General features: G+C 48.9%; 17 protein-coding genes. 9 read left to right on the top strand and 8 right to left on the bottom strand.

The window, feature by feature from the left end:
• Positions 1-131 precede the first annotated feature (131 nt).
• Positions 132-380 (bottom strand): type II toxin-antitoxin system ParD family antitoxin, encoded by a 249-nt coding sequence (locus tag B2X65_RS08310; RefSeq protein ID WP_290611889.1) that lies wholly within the window; start codon positions 378-380, stop codon positions 132-134.
• A gap of 185 nt (positions 381-565) precedes the next feature.
• On the bottom strand, positions 566-2,404 hold the full coding sequence (gene typA, locus B2X65_RS08305; RefSeq protein ID WP_290611888.1) for a translational GTPase TypA: 1,839 nt from the start codon (positions 2,402-2,404) through the stop codon (positions 566-568).
• Between the two features lie 347 nt (positions 2,405-2,751).
• Here typA and glnA point away from each other — a divergent pair, with 347 nt between their 5' ends.
• The 4 genes from glnA to glnG all read left to right on the top strand — a co-directional run bounded on the left by glnA (position 2,752) and on the right by glnG (position 7,358).
• The gene (gene glnA, locus B2X65_RS08300; RefSeq protein ID WP_290611887.1) at positions 2,752-4,161 is read left to right on the top strand and encodes a glutamate--ammonia ligase; all 1,410 of its coding nucleotides are present in this window, start codon (positions 2,752-2,754) and stop codon (positions 4,159-4,161) included.
• A gap of 121 nt (positions 4,162-4,282) precedes the next feature.
• Positions 4,283-4,798, top strand: coding sequence for a DUF4124 domain-containing protein (locus B2X65_RS08295; RefSeq protein WP_290611886.1), 516 nt, complete (start codon positions 4,283-4,285; stop codon positions 4,796-4,798).
• Positions 4,799-4,879: 81 nt separating this feature from the next.
• Positions 4,880-5,944, top strand: a complete 1,065-nt coding sequence (gene glnL / locus B2X65_RS08290; protein ID WP_290611885.1) for a nitrogen regulation protein NR(II) — start codon at positions 4,880-4,882, stop codon at positions 5,942-5,944.
• A gap of 4 nt (positions 5,945-5,948) precedes the next feature.
• The gene (gene glnG / locus B2X65_RS08285; RefSeq protein ID WP_290611884.1) at positions 5,949-7,358 is read left to right on the top strand and encodes a nitrogen regulation protein NR(I); all 1,410 of its coding nucleotides are present in this window, start codon (positions 5,949-5,951) and stop codon (positions 7,356-7,358) included.
• Between the two features lie 2 nt (positions 7,359-7,360).
• Here glnG and B2X65_RS08280 read toward each other — a convergent pair whose 3' ends face one another.
• Positions 7,361-7,825 (bottom strand): Spy/CpxP family protein refolding chaperone, encoded by a 465-nt coding sequence (locus tag B2X65_RS08280; protein WP_290611883.1) that lies wholly within the window; start codon positions 7,823-7,825, stop codon positions 7,361-7,363.
• Between the two features lie 131 nt (positions 7,826-7,956).
• On the opposite strand from B2X65_RS08280, the gene B2X65_RS08275 reads away from it, so the two are divergent.
• Genes B2X65_RS08275 through B2X65_RS08265 form a run of 3 tightly spaced genes read left to right on the top strand, consistent with a single transcriptional unit; the run spans position 7,957 to position 11,059 of the window.
• Positions 7,957-8,652 carry a response regulator transcription factor gene (locus tag B2X65_RS08275; RefSeq protein ID WP_290611882.1) on the top strand — a complete coding sequence of 232 codons (696 nt, stop codon included), beginning with the start codon at positions 7,957-7,959 and terminating at the stop codon, positions 8,650-8,652.
• Between the two features lie 2 nt (positions 8,653-8,654).
• On the top strand, positions 8,655-10,049 hold the full coding sequence (locus B2X65_RS08270; protein ID WP_290611881.1) for an ATP-binding protein: 1,395 nt from the start codon (positions 8,655-8,657) through the stop codon (positions 10,047-10,049).
• Positions 10,046-11,059, top strand: a complete 1,014-nt coding sequence (locus tag B2X65_RS08265; RefSeq protein WP_290611880.1) for an alpha/beta fold hydrolase — start codon at positions 10,046-10,048, stop codon at positions 11,057-11,059. The genes B2X65_RS08270 and B2X65_RS08265 overlap by 4 nt, the downstream gene beginning before the upstream one ends.
• Positions 11,060-11,063: 4 nt before the next feature.
• On the opposite strand, the gene B2X65_RS08260 is transcribed toward B2X65_RS08265, so the two are convergent.
• On the bottom strand, positions 11,064-11,528 hold the full coding sequence (locus B2X65_RS08260) for a tRNA (cytidine(34)-2'-O)-methyltransferase (RefSeq protein ID WP_290611879.1): 465 nt from the start codon (positions 11,526-11,528) through the stop codon (positions 11,064-11,066).
• Between the two features lie 168 nt (positions 11,529-11,696).
• Between B2X65_RS08260 and B2X65_RS08255 the strand changes: the two genes are divergently transcribed.
• Positions 11,697-13,562 carry a putative bifunctional diguanylate cyclase/phosphodiesterase gene (locus B2X65_RS08255; protein ID WP_290611878.1) on the top strand — a complete coding sequence of 622 codons (1,866 nt, stop codon included), beginning with the start codon at positions 11,697-11,699 and terminating at the stop codon, positions 13,560-13,562.
• Here the strand turns inward: B2X65_RS08255 and gpsA are convergent.
• The 4 genes from gpsA to B2X65_RS08235 are packed head-to-tail and all read right to left on the bottom strand — an operon-like array spanning position 13,555 to position 15,774.
• Complete coding sequence (gpsA, locus tag B2X65_RS08250; protein WP_290611893.1) at positions 13,555-14,562, bottom strand: NAD(P)H-dependent glycerol-3-phosphate dehydrogenase; 1,008 nt, start codon at positions 14,560-14,562, stop codon at positions 13,555-13,557. The genes B2X65_RS08255 and gpsA overlap by 8 nt on opposite strands.
• A gap of 4 nt (positions 14,563-14,566) precedes the next feature.
• Positions 14,567-15,061 (bottom strand): protein-export chaperone SecB, encoded by a 495-nt coding sequence (gene secB, locus B2X65_RS08245; RefSeq protein ID WP_290611877.1) that lies wholly within the window; start codon positions 15,059-15,061, stop codon positions 14,567-14,569.
• Between the two features lie 18 nt (positions 15,062-15,079).
• A complete protein-coding gene (gene grxC, locus B2X65_RS08240; RefSeq protein WP_290611876.1) occupies positions 15,080-15,337 on the bottom strand; it encodes a glutaredoxin 3 in 258 nt (85 codons plus the stop codon).
• 2 nt (positions 15,338-15,339) lie between these two features.
• On the bottom strand, positions 15,340-15,774 hold the full coding sequence (locus tag B2X65_RS08235; RefSeq protein ID WP_290611875.1) for a rhodanese-like domain-containing protein: 435 nt from the start codon (positions 15,772-15,774) through the stop codon (positions 15,340-15,342).
• A 163-nt stretch (positions 15,775-15,937) separates the two neighbouring features.
• On the opposite strand from B2X65_RS08235, the gene gpmM reads away from it, so the two are divergent.
• On the top strand, positions 15,938-17,500 hold the full coding sequence (gpmM, locus tag B2X65_RS08230) for a 2,3-bisphosphoglycerate-independent phosphoglycerate mutase (protein ID WP_290611873.1): 1,563 nt from the start codon (positions 15,938-15,940) through the stop codon (positions 17,498-17,500).

Raw genomic sequence — 17,500 nt, 5'->3', positions numbered from 1 at the left:
AATTCGTGGGGATCCCTCAGGGTCGGAGCACTTTTTCTAGTTAATTAGCTCCGCCCCCTTTTTCCCAATATTTTTCAAGTCGTCCCTGGCACGAAAGGTAACCCGGTAAGTATTAGCTGTTGTTTGCGCCACTAAGTTCCAGCATCCAGATCATCTATAAGCGAATCCATAGAGAAGCTTTCGACAAAAGCTCCATTGCGGGCTTGTGTTGCACCTTCGGATAAATGCGCTTGTAACGCTTCCAGTTTGCTCTTACGTTCTTCCATGGCTCGCAGAGCATCGCGGACCACTTCACTGGCAGAGCCATAGCGGCCGCTGGACACTTCATTCTTAATGAACACTTCCCAATGCTCGCCTAAACTTAGACTTGTCGTTGCCAAGTGGCACCTCAGCTATATTCAAAATTAACAATTATGAATATAGTTTGTGGCCAAGTGTTAAGCAAGGACTAAACCATAAGTTTTGGTTGGCCTGTCCTGCGGTTCTTGCATAGTTGGGTTAAGTTAACCTCACCAGAAACAACAAAGCCAGCATAATGCTGGCTTTGTTTTATAGCAGAAAACGCTTATGCAGCAGGGCCACGGCTGGCGCGTTTGCGGTCGTTTTCAGTTAAGTGACGCTTACGGATCCGGATAGATTTAGGTGTTACTTCTACCAGTTCGTCGTCGTCAATAAACTCCAGTGCCTGCTCCAGGGTGTAACGCACTGGTGGCACCAGGTTAATCGCTTCGTCAGTACCTGAGGCACGTACGTTAGTTAACTGCTTACCTTTTAAGCAGTTAACTGTTAAGTCGTTGCTACGGCTGTGAATACCGATAACCTGACCTTCGTACACTTCTTCTGCGTGACCGATAAACATTTTACCGCGTTCCTGCAAGGAGAAAATTGCGTAACCAGCGGCTTTACCGACGGCATTAGAGATCATCACGCCGTTCATACGCTGACCAATGTTACCGCCCTTATGCGGGCCATAGTGGTCAAAGGTATGGTACATCAGGCCGGTGCCTGAAGTGATGGTCATAAACTCAGTACGGAAACCAATTAAACCACGGCTTGGCATGTTGAAATCCATCCGGATCCGGCCTTTACCGTCTGGCTGCATGTTGGTTAAGTCAGCTTTACGCTCCCCCATCCGCTCCATGATGGCGCCCTGGTTCTGCTCTTCGCAGTCAATGGTCACGTTTTCCATCGGTTCCATTTTTGCGCCGTCTACTATTTTCATAATAACTTCAGGGCGTGATACCGCTAATTCGAACCCTTCACGGCGCATGTTTTCAATTAATACGCCTAAGTGTAATTCACCACGACCTGACACTTTAAATTTGTCACCGTCTTCGGTTTCTTCAACCCGCAGCGCCACGTTGTGCTTCAGCTCATGGGTTAAGCGTTCTAAAATCTGACGTGAGGTAACGAACTTACCTTCTTTACCGGCAAACGGAGAAGTGTTTACCTGGAATGTCATGGTAACAGTAGGCTCATCCACCTGCAGCGCAGGCAATGCCTGCACTTTAGTTGTGCTACAAATGGTGTCAGATATTTTCAGCTCACCAAGGCCTGTGAACGCGACAATGTCACCGGCTTGGGCTTCTGGCGTCTCTACCCGCTCCAGACCTAAATAACCAAACACCTGGCCAACTTTACCGTTACGCTTGCTGCCATCGGCGCCAACAATAGTCACCTGCTGGTTCGCTTTAAGGGTGCCACGCTTGATCCGGCCAATACCGATAATACCCAGATAGCTTGAGTAATCCAGCTGGGATACCTGTAACTGGGTTTCGCCATTTAATTCTACCGCTGGCGGCGCCACGTGCTTAACAATAGCCTCGAACAAATCAGTAATATCTGTTTTAGGTTCGTTATAGTCTAAGGTTGCCCAACCATTTAACGCTGAAGCGTAAACAATGGGGAAGTCTAACTGCTCGTCAGTAGCACCTAAGTTGTCGAACAAGTCAAATACCTGGTCGATAACCCAATCAGGGCGGGCACCCGGGCGGTCGATTTTGTTGACGACTACAATGGGTTTTAAACCGTGAGAGAACGCTTTCTGGGTAACGAAGCGGGTTTGCGGCATTGGGCCGTCAACCGCATCTACCAATAGTAAAACAGAGTCTGCCATTGACAATACCCGCTCTACTTCACCACCAAAATCGGCGTGACCGGGGGTGTCAAGAATATTGATGTGGTAGCCGTTCCAGCGTACCGAGGTATTTTTAGCCAGGATGGTTATACCGCGCTCAGACTCCTGAGCATTGGAGTCCATCATCCGCTCCTGCAGCTTAGCCCTTGCATCGAAGGTGCCTGATTGTTGCAGCAGTTTGTCTACCAGGGTGGTTTTGCCGTGGTCGACGTGCGCGATGATGGCAATATTACGCAGTTTATCTAAAGTTGACGCGGTAACGCTCATGAATCAATATCCTCTGTGGCACTAGATGACCATAATGACCACCAGGCAAACGCTTTTCAAAAGTAAAGGGCGCATATTCTACTCTTTTTTTTCACAGAAAGAAAAAGGCGTTGTGCTCATTGACGGTTTTTTTTTAAACAGAGCCAAAATCTCAGCTACACTTTGCTGTTATGATCATGCACCATTAACGGGCGAAGCGGCACCACATTGGTGCAACCAAGATTGAGGCGCGCTGCACCAACGCAGTAAACCCTTTAAAATCAATATAGTTATATGTTGGCACATATCTGGCATTTAACAGGGCAATCACTATTTCAGTGTTCAAATCGGTTCAATTGGAGGAATGCATGTCTGCATCGGAAGTATTAAAACTAATTAAAGAAAACGACGTTAAATTCGTAGATCTGCGTTTTACCGATACTAAAGGTAAAGAGCAGCATGTCAGTATTCCGGTAAGTCAGGTCACTGAAGACATGTTTGAAGACGGTAAAATGTTTGACGGTTCATCCATTACCGGCTGGAAAGGCATTAATGATTCTGACATGATCCTGCTGCCAGACCCCAGCACTGCAGTGCTTGACCCGTTTTTTGAAGAAACTACCTTAAACGTCACTTGCGATGTTATTGAACCCAGCACAATGCAGGGTTATGACCGTGACCCGCGTTCAATCGCTAAACGTGCTGAAGAATACTTAAAATCTACCGGTATTGCCGATACCGTGTTGTTTGGCCCTGAGCCAGAATTCTTTATGTTCGACGATATCCGTTTTGAAACCACCATGGCCAGCTCATTCTTTAAAATTAACTCTACTGAAGCAGCCTGGAACTCAGGTACTGCTTATGAAGATGGTAACAAAGGCCACCGTCCCGGCGTAAAAGGCGGTTATTTCCCGTTACCACCGGTAGATTCAGGCCATGACATCCGTAGTGCGATGTGTATGGTACTGGAAGAAATGGGACAAGTTGTTGAAGCGCACCACCATGAAGTTGCCACAGCCGGTCAGAACGAAATTGCCACCCGCTTTAACACCCTGACCAAAAAAGCGGATGAAGTGCAGCAGTTAAAGTACGTTATACACAACGTGGCGCACCTGTATGGCAAAACCGCAACCTTTATGCCTAAACCACTGGTTGGCGATAATGGTTCAGGTATGCATTGTCACCAGTCGCTGGCCAAAGACGGTGTGAATCTGTTTGCTGGCGATAAATATGCTGGTTTGTCAGAAATCGCCCTGTACTATATTGGCGGTATCATTAAGCATGCTAAAGCAATTAATGCTTTTACTAACCCATCAACCAACTCATACAAACGTCTGGTACCGCACTTTGAAGCACCGGTAATGCTGGCGTATTCTGCCCGTAACCGTTCAGCGTCAATTCGTATTCCACTGGTGCCAAGTGCCAAAGCACGCCGCATTGAATGCCGTTTCCCGGATCCGGCAGCAAACCCTTACCTGGCGTTCACCGCGCAGTTAATGGCTGGCCTGGATGGTATTCAGAATAAGATTCATCCTGGCGATGCTATGGATAAAGACTTGTATGACTTACCTGCTGAAGAAGCGGCCAATATTCCACAAGTGTGTACCTCATTAGATGAGGCGATGGACGAACTGGACAAAAACCGCGCTATCTTTACTAAAGGTGGCGTAATGTCTGACGCGATGATCGATGCCTATATTGCTATTAAACGTGCAGAGTCACGTCGGGTGGCAGTTGCTGTCCATCCGTTAGAGTTTGAACTGTACTACAGCGTTTAACTGACGCTTCCCTGAATAAGGCCCACCTTGGTGGGCCTTTTTTTTGTAGAATTCTTTTTTAAAGCGCGCTAAAGTGTAGCGATAATTATTAAAATGCAACATCAATGGATTTGACTAGCACATGAATAAGTTACTGTTGTTATTAACTTTGCTGATAATCATGCTGCCATTGCAGGCGCAGGAAAAGCGTATTTTTGTCACCAAAGATGCAAATGGCGTCTTAATATTCTCTGACAGCCCACAGCCTGGCGCACAGGAAGTTAACCTAACCAGCCGACCCAATATCATGGAATCTACCGGCACTGATCTTCCTGGTCGAAAACCGGTAGAGCCTGAACCTTTTAAGATTGAAATAGCGCAGCCTGAAAATAATGGTACCGTGCGCGATAACACGGGGTCAGTTTACGTGTCTGGCCGTATTACCCCAATGTTTCAGCGCGGGCTGCAAGTGCGTCTGGTCGTTGATGGCACACCACTGAGCGAGCCACAGAATAAGGCAACCTTTATCCTGCGCGATATAGAGCGCGGCGAACACAAACTGCAAATGGAACTGTTTGATCAAAGCGGCAAGCTTATTGCAACCAGTCCTGTCACAACCTTCTATCTTCACAGAGCGTCGGTAATTAACCCCAATTAGGGCAGTCCAGGCTGTATTTCGGCTAAAAACCGATTACACTGCCAACCACCTGCACTAATTTGGTGCAACAGAGGTGGCAGTGTGACAACCCAAAGCAAACAACCCGATTTTATGGCCCTGGCAGAGCAGCTAACTACCGCAGTGTTGCTGCTCGACCGTGATTTAATGCTGCGCTATTTTAACACCGCATGCTGTGCCGTAATGGGTTTGGGTGAGAAACGTTTAACGGCCCAGTATTTTCCGGGTTTGTTTCAGCATCTGGATATTAAGGCAGGCCATCTGACCGCGGCCCTTAGCAGTAAACAAGGTTTTAGTGTCAGCGACGTACAAGCGGTGCTGCTTGATGGCCGCCACTTACTGCTTGATATTTCGCTGACCGTCAGCGAGCAACCGGCCAACCACCTGTTACTTGAACTGCGTCAGGTTGATCAGCAGCGCAAAATCAGTATGGAAAGTTTGCAGCAACATCAACATTTAGCTGCGCGTGAATTAATCCGGGGCCTGGCTCATGAGATTAAAAACCCATTAGGCGGGTTACGGGGCGCCGCGCAATTACTCGAAGAGTCGCTGGATGACGAACAAAAAGAGTATACCCAACTCATTATTGCTCAAGCCGATCGCTTACGAAATCTGGTTGACCGCTTACTTGGTCCATACCGCCCACCACAAAAGCTTGTTGCCAATCTGCATCAGGTAATCGAGCAGGTACTGCAGCTTGCTCAAATGGATAATCCGGGCAACGTGCGTTTCAGCCGCGACTATGACCCCAGCATTCCGGATTTCTGCTTTGACCCTGAACTGATAGAGCAAGCCTTATTAAACATTGTCCGCAACGCGCAACAAGTACTACCTGAGCACGGCGCCATTTGCCTGCAAAGCCGGATTTTGCATCAGCATACTTTAAACGGTAAGCGCTATAAGCTGGTTGCTTTTATCAAAGTCATCGACAACGGCCCCGGCATACCCGCTGAAATTAAAGATACTCTGTTTTATCCGATGGTAAGCGGCACTGCTGGCGGCACCGGACTCGGCTTGTCGATTGCCCAAACCCTTATCCATCAGCATGGCGGCTGGATCGACTGTGACAGCTGGCCAGGTCAAACCGAATTTACCCTATATTTGCCTATATCAGACACGGAGGAATAACGCGATGAGTGATACCGTCTGGATTATTGACGACGACAACTCAATACGTTGGGTGTTAGAAAAGGCACTGGCCCGTGCAGAGATAAAATGTGAAAGCTTTGCCTCGGCCGATTTAATGTTGCAACGGCTGGAATACGATCAGCCAGCAGTTGTGGTATCCGATATCAGAATGCCTGGCACCGATGGCATGGCGCTGCTGGCCAGGCTGCAGGACCTTGCCCCCGAATTGCCAGTGATCATTATGACGGCCCACTCCGACCTCGACAGCGCCGTGAACGCCTTTAAACGCGGCGCCTTTGAGTATCTGCCAAAACCATTCGATGTTAACGATGCGGTGGCATTGATTAGCAGAGCATTACAACACAGCCATAGCCGGCTGGCAAAACACAAACCTCAGGTTGTCAGCATTACCCCGGAGATCATTGGTGAAGCGCCCGCCATGCAGGAGGTATTCCGGGCTATCGGCCGTTTAGCGCGTTCCAGCATCAGTGTGTTAATTAATGGTCAGTCAGGTACTGGTAAAGAATTGGTTGCCCGGGCATTGCACAAGCATAGCCCGCGGGCAGAGCAGCCTTTTATCGCTTTAAATATGGCGGCTATACCAAAAGACTTAATTGAATCTGAGTTGTTCGGCCATGAAAAAGGTGCCTTTACCGGGGCTAACAATCTGCGCAAAGGCCGCTTCGAGCAAGCCGACAGTGGCACCTTATTTCTGGATGAAATTGGTGATATGCCACTGGATGTGCAAACCCGTCTGTTGCGGGTGCTGGCCGATGGGCAGTTTTACAGGGTGGGCGGTCATCAGGCAGTCAGTGTGGATGTCCGTATCATAGCGGCAACCCATCAGAACCTCGAGCAACTGGCTCAGGAGGGTAAATTCAGGGAGGATTTATTTCATCGCCTTAACGTGATCAGAGTCCATTTACCACCTCTGAAAGATCGCAAACAGGATATCGCTAAGCTGGCCCAGCACTTTTTGCAGCAAGCCGCAAAAGAGCTGAATGTTGAAGCAAAAACACTAACCAAAGAAGCAGAAGAATTTCTCAGTAAACTTGACTGGCCTGGCAATGTGCGTCAGCTGGAGAACAGCTGTCGCTGGCTGACAGTCATGGCCAGCGGCAAGCACATTGTGGTAGCAGATTTGCCGCCAGAACTGACCCAGCCGGCGAAATCCAGCCAGAAACCGGCAGAGCAACCGACAGGTGACTGGCAAAGCCAGCTGGCCAGCTGGGTAGAAGATAAACTGGCAGCCGGCGAGCAGAATATTCTGGCCGAAGCCAGCCCGGCATTTGAGCGGATTGTACTGGAGCAGGCGTTATCTTTTACCCGGGGTCACAAGCAGGAAGCGGCCCGTTGTCTGGGCTGGGGCCGCAATACCTTAACCCGCAAGCTTAAAGAGCTGGACATTGAGTAGCCTTAATGTCCTTGCTGCATGTTCCTGTGTTGCTTGCGTTGCTGCTGTTTCTCAGCCAGTTGTTGTCGTTGTTCCGGTGTCAGCAATTGCTGGATCTGATGACGCAACTTTAACTGCGCTACCCGGTTTGCGAGGCGCTGCTGCTGGTGCTGTTGCAGTAACGCTGTAACTGCCACTTCATCAAAATAATCTGCTTGTAATAGCTGGCGCATGGCATCACGCTGGCTGTTATCCCGCTGTCGTTCAGGTTTGTCGGCACGGTGTGCTTTCATTAACTGCTGTAATTGTTGCTGTTGCTCAGGGGTAAGCTCAATACTGGCCAGCATTTTGTGGTAAGAAAAACCATTGCGTGCTGACGGGTAAGACTTGTCAGCCTGCTCAGGCTTGCTATGATGCCCTGCAGTAACAGAGCTGGTTGCCAGTAATAGGCTGGTTGCTATAACGATTAACGTAGTTGCTTTCATCATTTATACTCCGTGATTATGACCCTGATAGCTTAGCGGCTTAAACGCAAAGTAATGCAAAGCCGACGTAAAGGTTCAGTAAAGACGCTGGCAGCAGAAGCTGCACGGAATACACTGAACAAAAAGGAAACGATATGGCCGCTATCTTAATAATTGATGATGATATTGAGTTGTGTCAGCTGGTTGCCGATTATCTGGCACTGGATGGCTACCAGCTTGATATGGTGCACGATGGTCTTAGTGGTCTTAAAAAAGCACAAACCGGTAACTATCAGCTGGTATTGCTGGACGTAATGCTGCCCTCTCTGGATGGTCTGAGCTTGTTAAAAGCACTTCGCAGCGATAATTATTGTCCGGTTCTAATGCTGACAGCCCGGGGCGAAGATATTGACCGGATCATTGGCCTGGAATTAGGCGCAGATGACTACCTGGCTAAACCTTTTAACCCCCGGGAATTGCAAGCCAGAGTTAAAGCCATATTACGACGCGTAGAATTTGCCCACCATGACAATCACCCGGCTGGGCAGTTACTTAAAGTAAATCAGGTAACGCTTAATCCACAAAATCGTCAGGTGCATTGTCAGGAACACAACGTAAATCTGACAGCAACCGAATTCCAGTTACTGGAAATGTTAATGCGCCAGGCTGGCCAGCTGGTGAGCAAAGAAACACTGAGCCAACAGGTACTGGGACGTCGGCTGCAACTTTACGATCGCAGCCTGGACATGCATATCAGTAATATCCGGAAAAAACTCAGCCAGTTTGCCAGTGATGAAAAAATTCAGACCCTGCGTGGTAGTGGTTACTTGTTTTTACACGGGAACACCTAAAGATGCTGCGCTGGTTAAACCCGATTAATTCTCTGGCCGGACGTATTTTTGTCTGGTTCTGGTTAGTGTTGCTATTGACCGTGGTGTTAACGCTGCTCATTTCCCGCAGCCTGACCGACCCTACCGATATTCGGCGCCTACCCACTTCACTTAACCGTCAACTGCAAAGTCAGTTGGCCCCGCTGGCCCGAAGTGTTAATCGGGCAAGTCTGATGCAACAACTCGCCCGGGATAACCGCAGCCGCTGGCTGGTGGTTAATAATGACAATCAGCAATTGCTCAATCCTCAGGAATTGCCGGCACGTCTTGATCCCCATTGGCTAACCGAGCTGGCCCAGCTGAATCGGCCTCGCTTATTACGTCATCAGAATATCTATGTAGCCGGCCCTTTTGTCATAGAGGTTGCAGGCCAGCAACTGGCGCTGTATCAGCTAAGACAACGCCCTCCACAACCCTGGTGGAGCCTGCGGGCTTTATCTGAACCGCTGCTGGTGTTATTGCTACTGGCCGTATCCGCTGGCGCCAGCTTGATTCTGGCGGTGTCTATCTCCAGACCCCTGAAGGAGTTGCTGCAGCAAAACTTGTCTTTTGCTTCCGGTAAACTGCACAGCCGGGTCAGCCGGCTGGCAACCCGACGCGATGAGCTGGGCCAACTGGGTCGAAGCTTTAATACCATGGCAGAGCGGATAAGTGATTTACTGCAAAACCAGCAAAGATTGCTACGCGATATATCACATGAGTTGCGCTCTCCGCTTACCCGGGCCCAACTCGCCCTTGGGCTGGCCGAGCAACAACAGAACCTGCAACAGTTACCCAGATTAAAACAGGAGCTGGAGCGAATTGATGCCATGCTGGATGAACTACTAACATTTAGCAGGCTGGACGCTGGTCAGTATCAACTGGATATCTGTCCTTGCGACTTAACCGCGATGCTAAGAGAACTTATCGCGCTAAACCAGGTGGAGGCGGACAATAAACAGCAGCGGTTGCAGCTTAACGCACCCGACCACTTATGGCTGAATGCCGATGGCCGGTTGCTTAGCCGGGCACTAGAGAATATATTACGCAATGCGATTAAGTACGGACCGCAGCATAGCGTTATCCGCCTTAGTCTGCAGCATCAGCCAGAACAGATTATCCTGCAAATATGTGATGAAGGCCCTGGCCTGCCTGAAGCTGAACTGACGGCCATATTTGAACCGTTTTACCGGGTAAGTGACAGTCGTACATCACAAACCGGTGGTACTGGCCTGGGTTTGGCTATTGTTGCCAAAATTATTCATCAGCATAATGGCACGGTCGATGCCTTTAACCTGCACCCTGGTTTAGGTTTACGGGTACAACTGCCGCTAATGACAACTTCAGGAACCACGACTGAGTCAACTTCACCGATATGATACCGCCAATAAACGCCGCCATGGCGGAAAATACCTTTTCGCAACACTGGCAACGCCAGTTGCTGCCGCTGTGGCAACGCTTTACTCATGCAGATTTGATAAGCAATGATCAGACCCGGCTGAGTTACAGTTATTATCTGACAGAAACCCGGTCACAAGCTGTGGTGTTCAGTACCGGCCGCGTTGAAATGGCTGTAAAGTATATTGAATTAATGCAGGAGTTTATTGCTGCAGGCTATAGTGTATTTATTATTGATCACCGTGGTCAGGGACAATCGGCTCGTTTACACACCGACCCTCATCTGGGTTACGTTGCCGATTTTCAGGATTATGTAAGTGACTTCAACCAGTTTGTTACCGAGATAGTTCAGCCGACAGGACATCACCAGCATTTGCTGCTGGCACACTCAATGGGTGCCGCCATCGCTTGTTGTTATTTACAGCAGTATTCACACCCCTTTCTCGCCGCCATTTTTGGCTCACCCATGTTTGGTTTGGATGCCGGGCCGGTGCCATCTCCCCTGGCAACCCGGCTGGTTGCCGGTTTTAGCTGGCTAAGGGCAAAGTTAAAATGGCAGAACGAACACTATTTCCCCGGGCAAACGGCTTATCTGAGCAAGCCCTTTTCGGGCAACCGTTTGACGCATAGCCAAACCAGGTATCATTGGCTGCAACAGCTTTACCAGCAGTACCCCGAGAGTCAGTTAGGAGGCGTCAGCTGGGCCTGGCTTACTCAGGCAATCAGCGCTATGACCAGAATACACGTTCAGGCGCCAACGTTTAGCTTGCCAGTGTTACTGCTTCAGGCAGCTGACGACCAAATTGTGAGTAACAGCGCTCAAAATAGCTGGTTTGCTCGTTTACCCAGGGCGCTATACAAGCAAAAAACCATAGTTTCGGGCGCGCATCATGAAATCTGGATGGAGCAGGATCAGATCCGTCAGCTCGCCATTGCTGCCATCAACCAGTTTCTTGAAGGGCTTACTGAGCATAGCATTACTCAAAAGTAGCACGTTAAATCCCACCAGCAAAATCATGTTGTCGCCAGGCTTCATAGCAAACAATCGCCACGGTGTTTGCCAAATTCAGGCTGCGGGCTCCCGGCTGCATCGGCACCCGGATCCGATGCTCTGGTGGAATAGTATCGCGTACGGCATCTGATAACCCTGCCGTCTCTGAGCCAAAAAGCAACACATCATCAGCCAGAAAACGCTGCTGTTGATAAGGCTGGCTGCCCTTAGTGGTCAGTGCCAGGATCCGCTTGTCAGCCATTGCCCTGGCAAATGCCTGATAATCTGGGTAACGAATAACATTCGCAAGGTCATGATAATCAAGCCCGGCTCGTCGCAGCTTTTTTTCTTCGAAATCGAACCCCATTGGCTCGATAATATGCAACCGACACCCCGTATTAGCCGCTAAGCGGATAATGTTTCCGGTATTAGGTGCTATTTTCGGTTCAAACAAGGCAATATGAAACATAATGCTGGCACCCATGTCACAAAGGGGCTTAATTTACACGCTGCGCCGTCTTATTAAAAGACGTTAATCAGTATGCGCCGGCGAAAATATCGTCATATAATTTGCTTAAAAGCAGTTATGCCAGCTATATTTAAGCCGTATTGTGTACATTACAAGGACGTATTTGTTATGCCACTGTCAGGTTGGCTGTGTGTTTTCGCCCTGTTGCTGGCCCTCCCGGCCCAGGCACGTATTGCTGCCGGGCTCTCAGCTACCCCTGTTTCTATTCTGTTGTTAAGCTTTATTACCGGCGTTATTATTGCTGGCGCTGCAGCTGGCTGGCGTTTACACCAACTGCGGCACCGACAGAAGGCGCAACAACAGGTAATACGCCAACTGTTGAACGATACCCGTGCTTTAGTTGCAGTGCTTGATCAGGACTGCCAACTGCTTATTGCCAGTAGTGCACTTGAGAATCTCACTGAACGACAAAATCTCTGTCATAGCATGTATTTCGATGCGCCAGCCAAGAAAAAAGCCTGGCAGGATATTCAGCAAGTGTTACAACAGCAGCGAAGCTGGCAAGGAGAAGTGTGGTGGCAGTTGAAAAACGATTTGCTTGCGGTAAGCCTGACCATTGCTCAAAGCGATAATAAGGCATGGCCAGCGGCCCGCTACCTGCTGGTCGCTCAGGATATTACTGAACGAAAGAGAGCCGATCAGCAACAACTTAACAACCTGACACGCGATCCTCTTACCAGCCTGCCAAACCGTATTATGCTGGAAGAGCAACTCGCTACCAATATTGCCTGTTGCAATAATCAGCACCCGACAACGGCATTACTGCTGATAAAGTTTAATCAGATACTGGGCTCTGAGCCTATGGCAAGCGGACAAAGCAGTGCTAACCTGATAGCAGAAGCCGCAAAGGGATTACGCCAGGCGATTGCCCCCCAGTTTACCCTGGGTCGCTACAGTAGTGATAGCTTTGCCATTTTAGCTGCACCGCACCTGTGCGCGTTGCCGGTTGAACTGCCCCTTAACCAGCTGGCACACCAGATACTGGTCCAAATAAACCAGTTTAATTTCAGCCGTAATCTGCATCAGGTATATGCCAGTATCGGTATCAGTCGATTCCCGGAAGACGGCGCAGATGCAAGCGCCCTTATTCACAGCGCAGAGCGTGCAGTGCAAATTGCAGCCAGAAGTGGAACCAGCCAGTTTTATTTTGCTGACAATCGCCTGCAACAGCACGCTACTGAATACCTGACGCTGCAATCTGAACTTAGCAAAAGTCTGCAGCAGGATGACTTCACAGTGTACTTTCAGCCCCAGCTAAGTATCAGTAGTAACCGGGTTGTTGGCTATGAAGCATTGCTTCGCTGGCATAATCCGAAACGGGGCATCATGCAACCGCATAGCTTTCTGGCACTGGCAGAGCAAAGCGGCATGATTGTCGCCTTAGACAGGTTAGTATTTCGTCAATGTTGCCAGCAAGTGAAGCACTGGCTGCAGACAAATCAGCTTCGGGGCAGGATAGCGTTAAATATTTCCGTACAGCACTTTGAGCAGACCAATTTTGTCGCGTTTTTCAGTGAAACGCTACAGCAACATAAACTCCAGGCCAGCTACTTTACATTGGAACTGGACGAACGGATTTTTCAGCAACCCTTGGCAAACCTGCAGCAGCAAATGAAAACATTAAATGATTTAGGATTTGATTTAGTGTTGGATAACTTTGGTGATGGTGTCTCTTCGCTGACCTCTTTGCGTCAGCTACCGCTGCATGGCGTTAAAATTGCCCGCAGCCTGATCCAGCAAATGGAACAAAAAGAACAACAACGCAACATAGCCGCCAGTTTGATCCGCTTGGCCGGCTACCTGCAGCTTGAAGTCACTGCAAGTGGTATTGACAATGAAATGCAAGCCTACCTTTTGCATGTAATGGGTTGCGATAAGTTGCAGGGAAATTTGTTCAGCAAAGCCGTGCCCGCAAGCGAAATTCCGGCATTGCTGCTAAAAGAAAGTAAATTAATAAAAAAAGCGGCTAGTTAACTTCGTCACGTTTTTCCCGGCCAAGCAAATCGACTGCTGCCAGCTTCACATCTTTATTCTGGTATAGCACCTGATAGATTTGCTCTGATATAGGCATTTCAATACCTACCCGCTGCGCCAGATTAAAGACCTCTTTAGCGTTACGATACCCTTCTACTACCTGCCCTATAGATGCCATTGCATCGTCAACCGTTTTTCCCTGGCCCAATAGCAAGCCAAAACGACGGTTACGCGACTGGTTATCGGTACAAGTAAGCACTAAATCACCTAACCCTGCCATCCCCATAAAGGTATCTTTCTGGGCACCTAAAGCACAGCCTAACCGACTCATTTCCGCCAGTCCACGAGTGATCAGCGCTGTCCTGGCATTGGCACCAAAACCAATGCCGTCTGCCATACCAGCACCAATAGCGATTACGTTTTTAATCGCACCGCCAAGCTGAACGCCGATAAAATCAGGGTTAGTGTATACCCGGAAACTTTTTGCACAGTGTAATAAGTCAGACAGCCGGCTGATAAAAGCCTGATCTACCGATGACAAGGTAATGGCCGTAGGCATGCCTGCTGCCATTTCTTTAGCAAAGGTAGGCCCGGATAACACCGCCAGGGCAACCTGCTCGCCGAGAATTTCACGTGCGACATCTTGTAACAGCCGCCCCGTCTCAGGTTCCAGACCTTTTGTAGCCCAGGCCACTCTGGCATTCGCTGGAATTAACGGCTTTATCTGCTTTAAAGTATCAGCAAACGCATGACTGGGCACGACAACCAGGATATCACGGGTACTTTTCACCACGGCCTGTAAGTCAGCACTGACGGCTAAACTGGCGGGTAATGAAATACCTGGCAGATATTTTTCATTACAGCGCTGCTGTTGCATCTGCGCAATATCATTATGGTTACGTCCCCACAATGTAATAGCGTTGCCGTTACGGGCCAGACAAATAGCTAAGGCGGTACCATATGATCCCGCCCCAAGCACCGCAATTGCTGCGCTGTCCATATTATCAAGCGTCAGCTTTAACGTCCTGGCCATCGGCTTGACGCTTTTGCAGGTATTGAGCAAATAAGGCGTCAAAATTCACCGGGGCCAGATTTAGCTGCGGGAAAGTCCCGCGATTAACCAGACTTGATACTGCTTCACGGGCATACGGGAACAGAATATTAGGGCAAAATGCCGCTAACATATGTGCCAGCTGAGCTTCCTCTAGTTCCCCTATAGAGAAAATACCTGCTTGTTGTACTTCACACAGAAACGCGGTTTCCTCACCCACCATCGTGGTCACGGTCAGGGACAAAATCACCTGATATACACCATCTTCCACTTTCTCACTGCGGGTATCTAAATCCAGTTTAACTTCAGGTTTCCATTCTTTACGGAAAATCGCCGGTGCGTTAGGCGCTTCAAATGAAATATCCTTTACAAAAATCCGCTGGATAGCGAATTGTAAACCCTGTGCCTGCTGATCGTTTGCAACGCCGTTTGCCTGTTGTTCGGCCATGATAATTCCTAAATTAAGTTATGCGTTTAACAGTGGTTCGAGTTTGTCGACTGCATGCAGCGCGAACATTTCATCGCATCCACCAATATGAGTTGTACCGATAAAAATTTGTGGCACCGTTGAGCGGCCGCCCGCTTTTTCAATCATTTCAGCACGCCGCTCTGGTTGCTCATCAATTTTCACTTCATGATAAGCAACGCGTTTTTCATCAAGTAAAGCTTTGGCACGAACACAATAAGGGCAATATGCCTTGGTGTAAATAATCACTTCTGCCATGTTTACCTCTTTAATTTAACAACGGGCAAGCTGGCGCCAGACCAGGCTCCCATTCCACCCTGCAGTACAGAGACGTTACTAAAACCTTGTTTTGTCAGCTCTGCAGCACTTTTCGGTGCACTCATTCCTGACTGACATACCACAATAATGGGAGCATCTTTTTGTTTTTCAAGCCCATTGAGTTTTTGCTCGCTGATTTGACTGGCAGTAATATGCCTGGCGCCGGCGATATGGCCTTTTTTAAACTCCTCTTCACCGCGAATATCCAGCACTACGCCATCCTGTCGATTTACCAGCATGGTCAGTTCGGTCGGGGACACCTGGCGGATTGCCGAAAACCGCGCTTTTATCCAGCCGCCTACTATTATCAGAAAAATAACTACCCAGGCTAAACTCAGCAAAGGGTGATTCGTCACAAACTCGATAAACTGCGCCATAGCGTTATATTCTTACTCTGAACCAATTAAAGTGGCCAGAGTATAACGATTTTGTTGTAAGAAAGCAGCCCTTAAACGGTCAATCCGGACTGGAGAAAGTTAGAAAAAGCGGTAAGATACTAGCCTTGCTTAAATGTTCAGCTAAAACAAAACCGGAGTCCGTATGAATCACCCCAACAAGCCCCTGGTATTATTAATTCTTGATGGTTGGGGACACCGCGAACAAACAGATAATAATGCCATTGCCCAGGCCAGTACGCCGGTAATGGACAAGCTGTGGCAAGATTATCCGCATAGCCTTATTTCCGGCTCAGGTCTTGATGTTGGTTTGCCTGATGGCCAGATGGGAAACTCAGAGGTTGGCCATGTTAACCTTGGCTCGGGCCGGGTGGTGTATCAGGACTTCACCCGAATCACCAAAGCGATAAAGGATGGCGACTTTTTTCATAACCCAATTTTAGTCGATTCAGTTAATGCGGCCAAATCTAATAATAAAGCATTTCATATCATGGGATTGCTGTCAGAAGGCGGTGTGCATAGCCATGAAGATCATATATTGGCAATGATTAAGCTGGCAGAACAACAAGGTGCTGGCCCGATTTATCTGCATGCTTTTCTGGATGGCCGTGATACGCCACCACGCAGTGCAAAAGCGTCATTAGAAAAAATTGAACAGCATTTTGCCAGTACTGGCAGTGGCCAGATCGCCTCCGTCATTGGCCGCTATTATGCAATGGACCGGGATAAGCGCTGGGACAGAGTACAGCAAGCTTATGATTTGCTGACCCAGGGTAAGGCTAAGTATAAAGCCAGCAACGCCGTTGCCGCGCTGCAGGATGCGTATCAGCGAGACGAGAATGATGAGTTTGTGCAGGCTACCGCCATCGTTAGCGGCGACAACCAGCCAATACAAATGGCCGACGGTGATGCCCTGATATTTATGAATTTCCGTGCAGATCGGGCCCGGCAATTCAGCCGTGCCTTTACCGACCCTGACTTTGACGGTTTTCAGCGAGCGCGCCAGCCTGAACTCAGCAGCTTTGTGATGCTTACCGAATACGCTGCCGACATTAAAGCGCCTTGTGCGTATCCACCAGAGCCATTAAACAACGTACTCGGCGAATGGCTGGCTAAACATAACAAAACCCAGCTACGGATTTCTGAAACGGAAAAATATGCGCATGTGACGTTTTTCTTCAGCGGTGGGTGCGAACAGGAGTTTGTGGGCGAAAAGCGGATTTTAGTGCCCTCGCCTTCGGTCGCGACCTATGATCTGCAACCTGAAATGAGCTCGGCTGAACTGACAGATAAACTGGTTGCGGCCATTCACAGCGGTGAGTTCGACGTCATTATTTGCAACTACCCTAATGGCGATATGGTGGGTCATACCGGCGTAATGGCCGCGGCTATTCAAGCCGTGGAAGCAGTAGACCAGTGTATTGGCCGGGTTGTGGCTGCGCTGCAGCAGGTTGGCGGTGAATGTTTAATTACCGCTGATCATGGTAATGCAGAAATGATGCAAGACCCCAGTTCAGGCCAGGCTCATACGGCTCATACCAGCGGCCCTGTTCCTCTGATCTATGTAGGTCGCCCTGCCACAGCAACAGAGGGCGGCATTTTAAGTGATATCGCTCCGACGATGTTGCAACTGCTGGGACTACCTAAACCTGCAGAGATGACCGGTAAAGTATTAATGAAACTTAACCAAAACTCGTCTGGCAACTGA

The organism is Arsukibacterium sp. UBA3155 (assembly GCA_002364615.1).
Taxonomy (GTDB): Bacteria; Pseudomonadota; Gammaproteobacteria; order Enterobacterales; family Alteromonadaceae; genus Alishewanella.
This window is presented reverse-complemented; position numbering and strand designations above follow the sequence as displayed.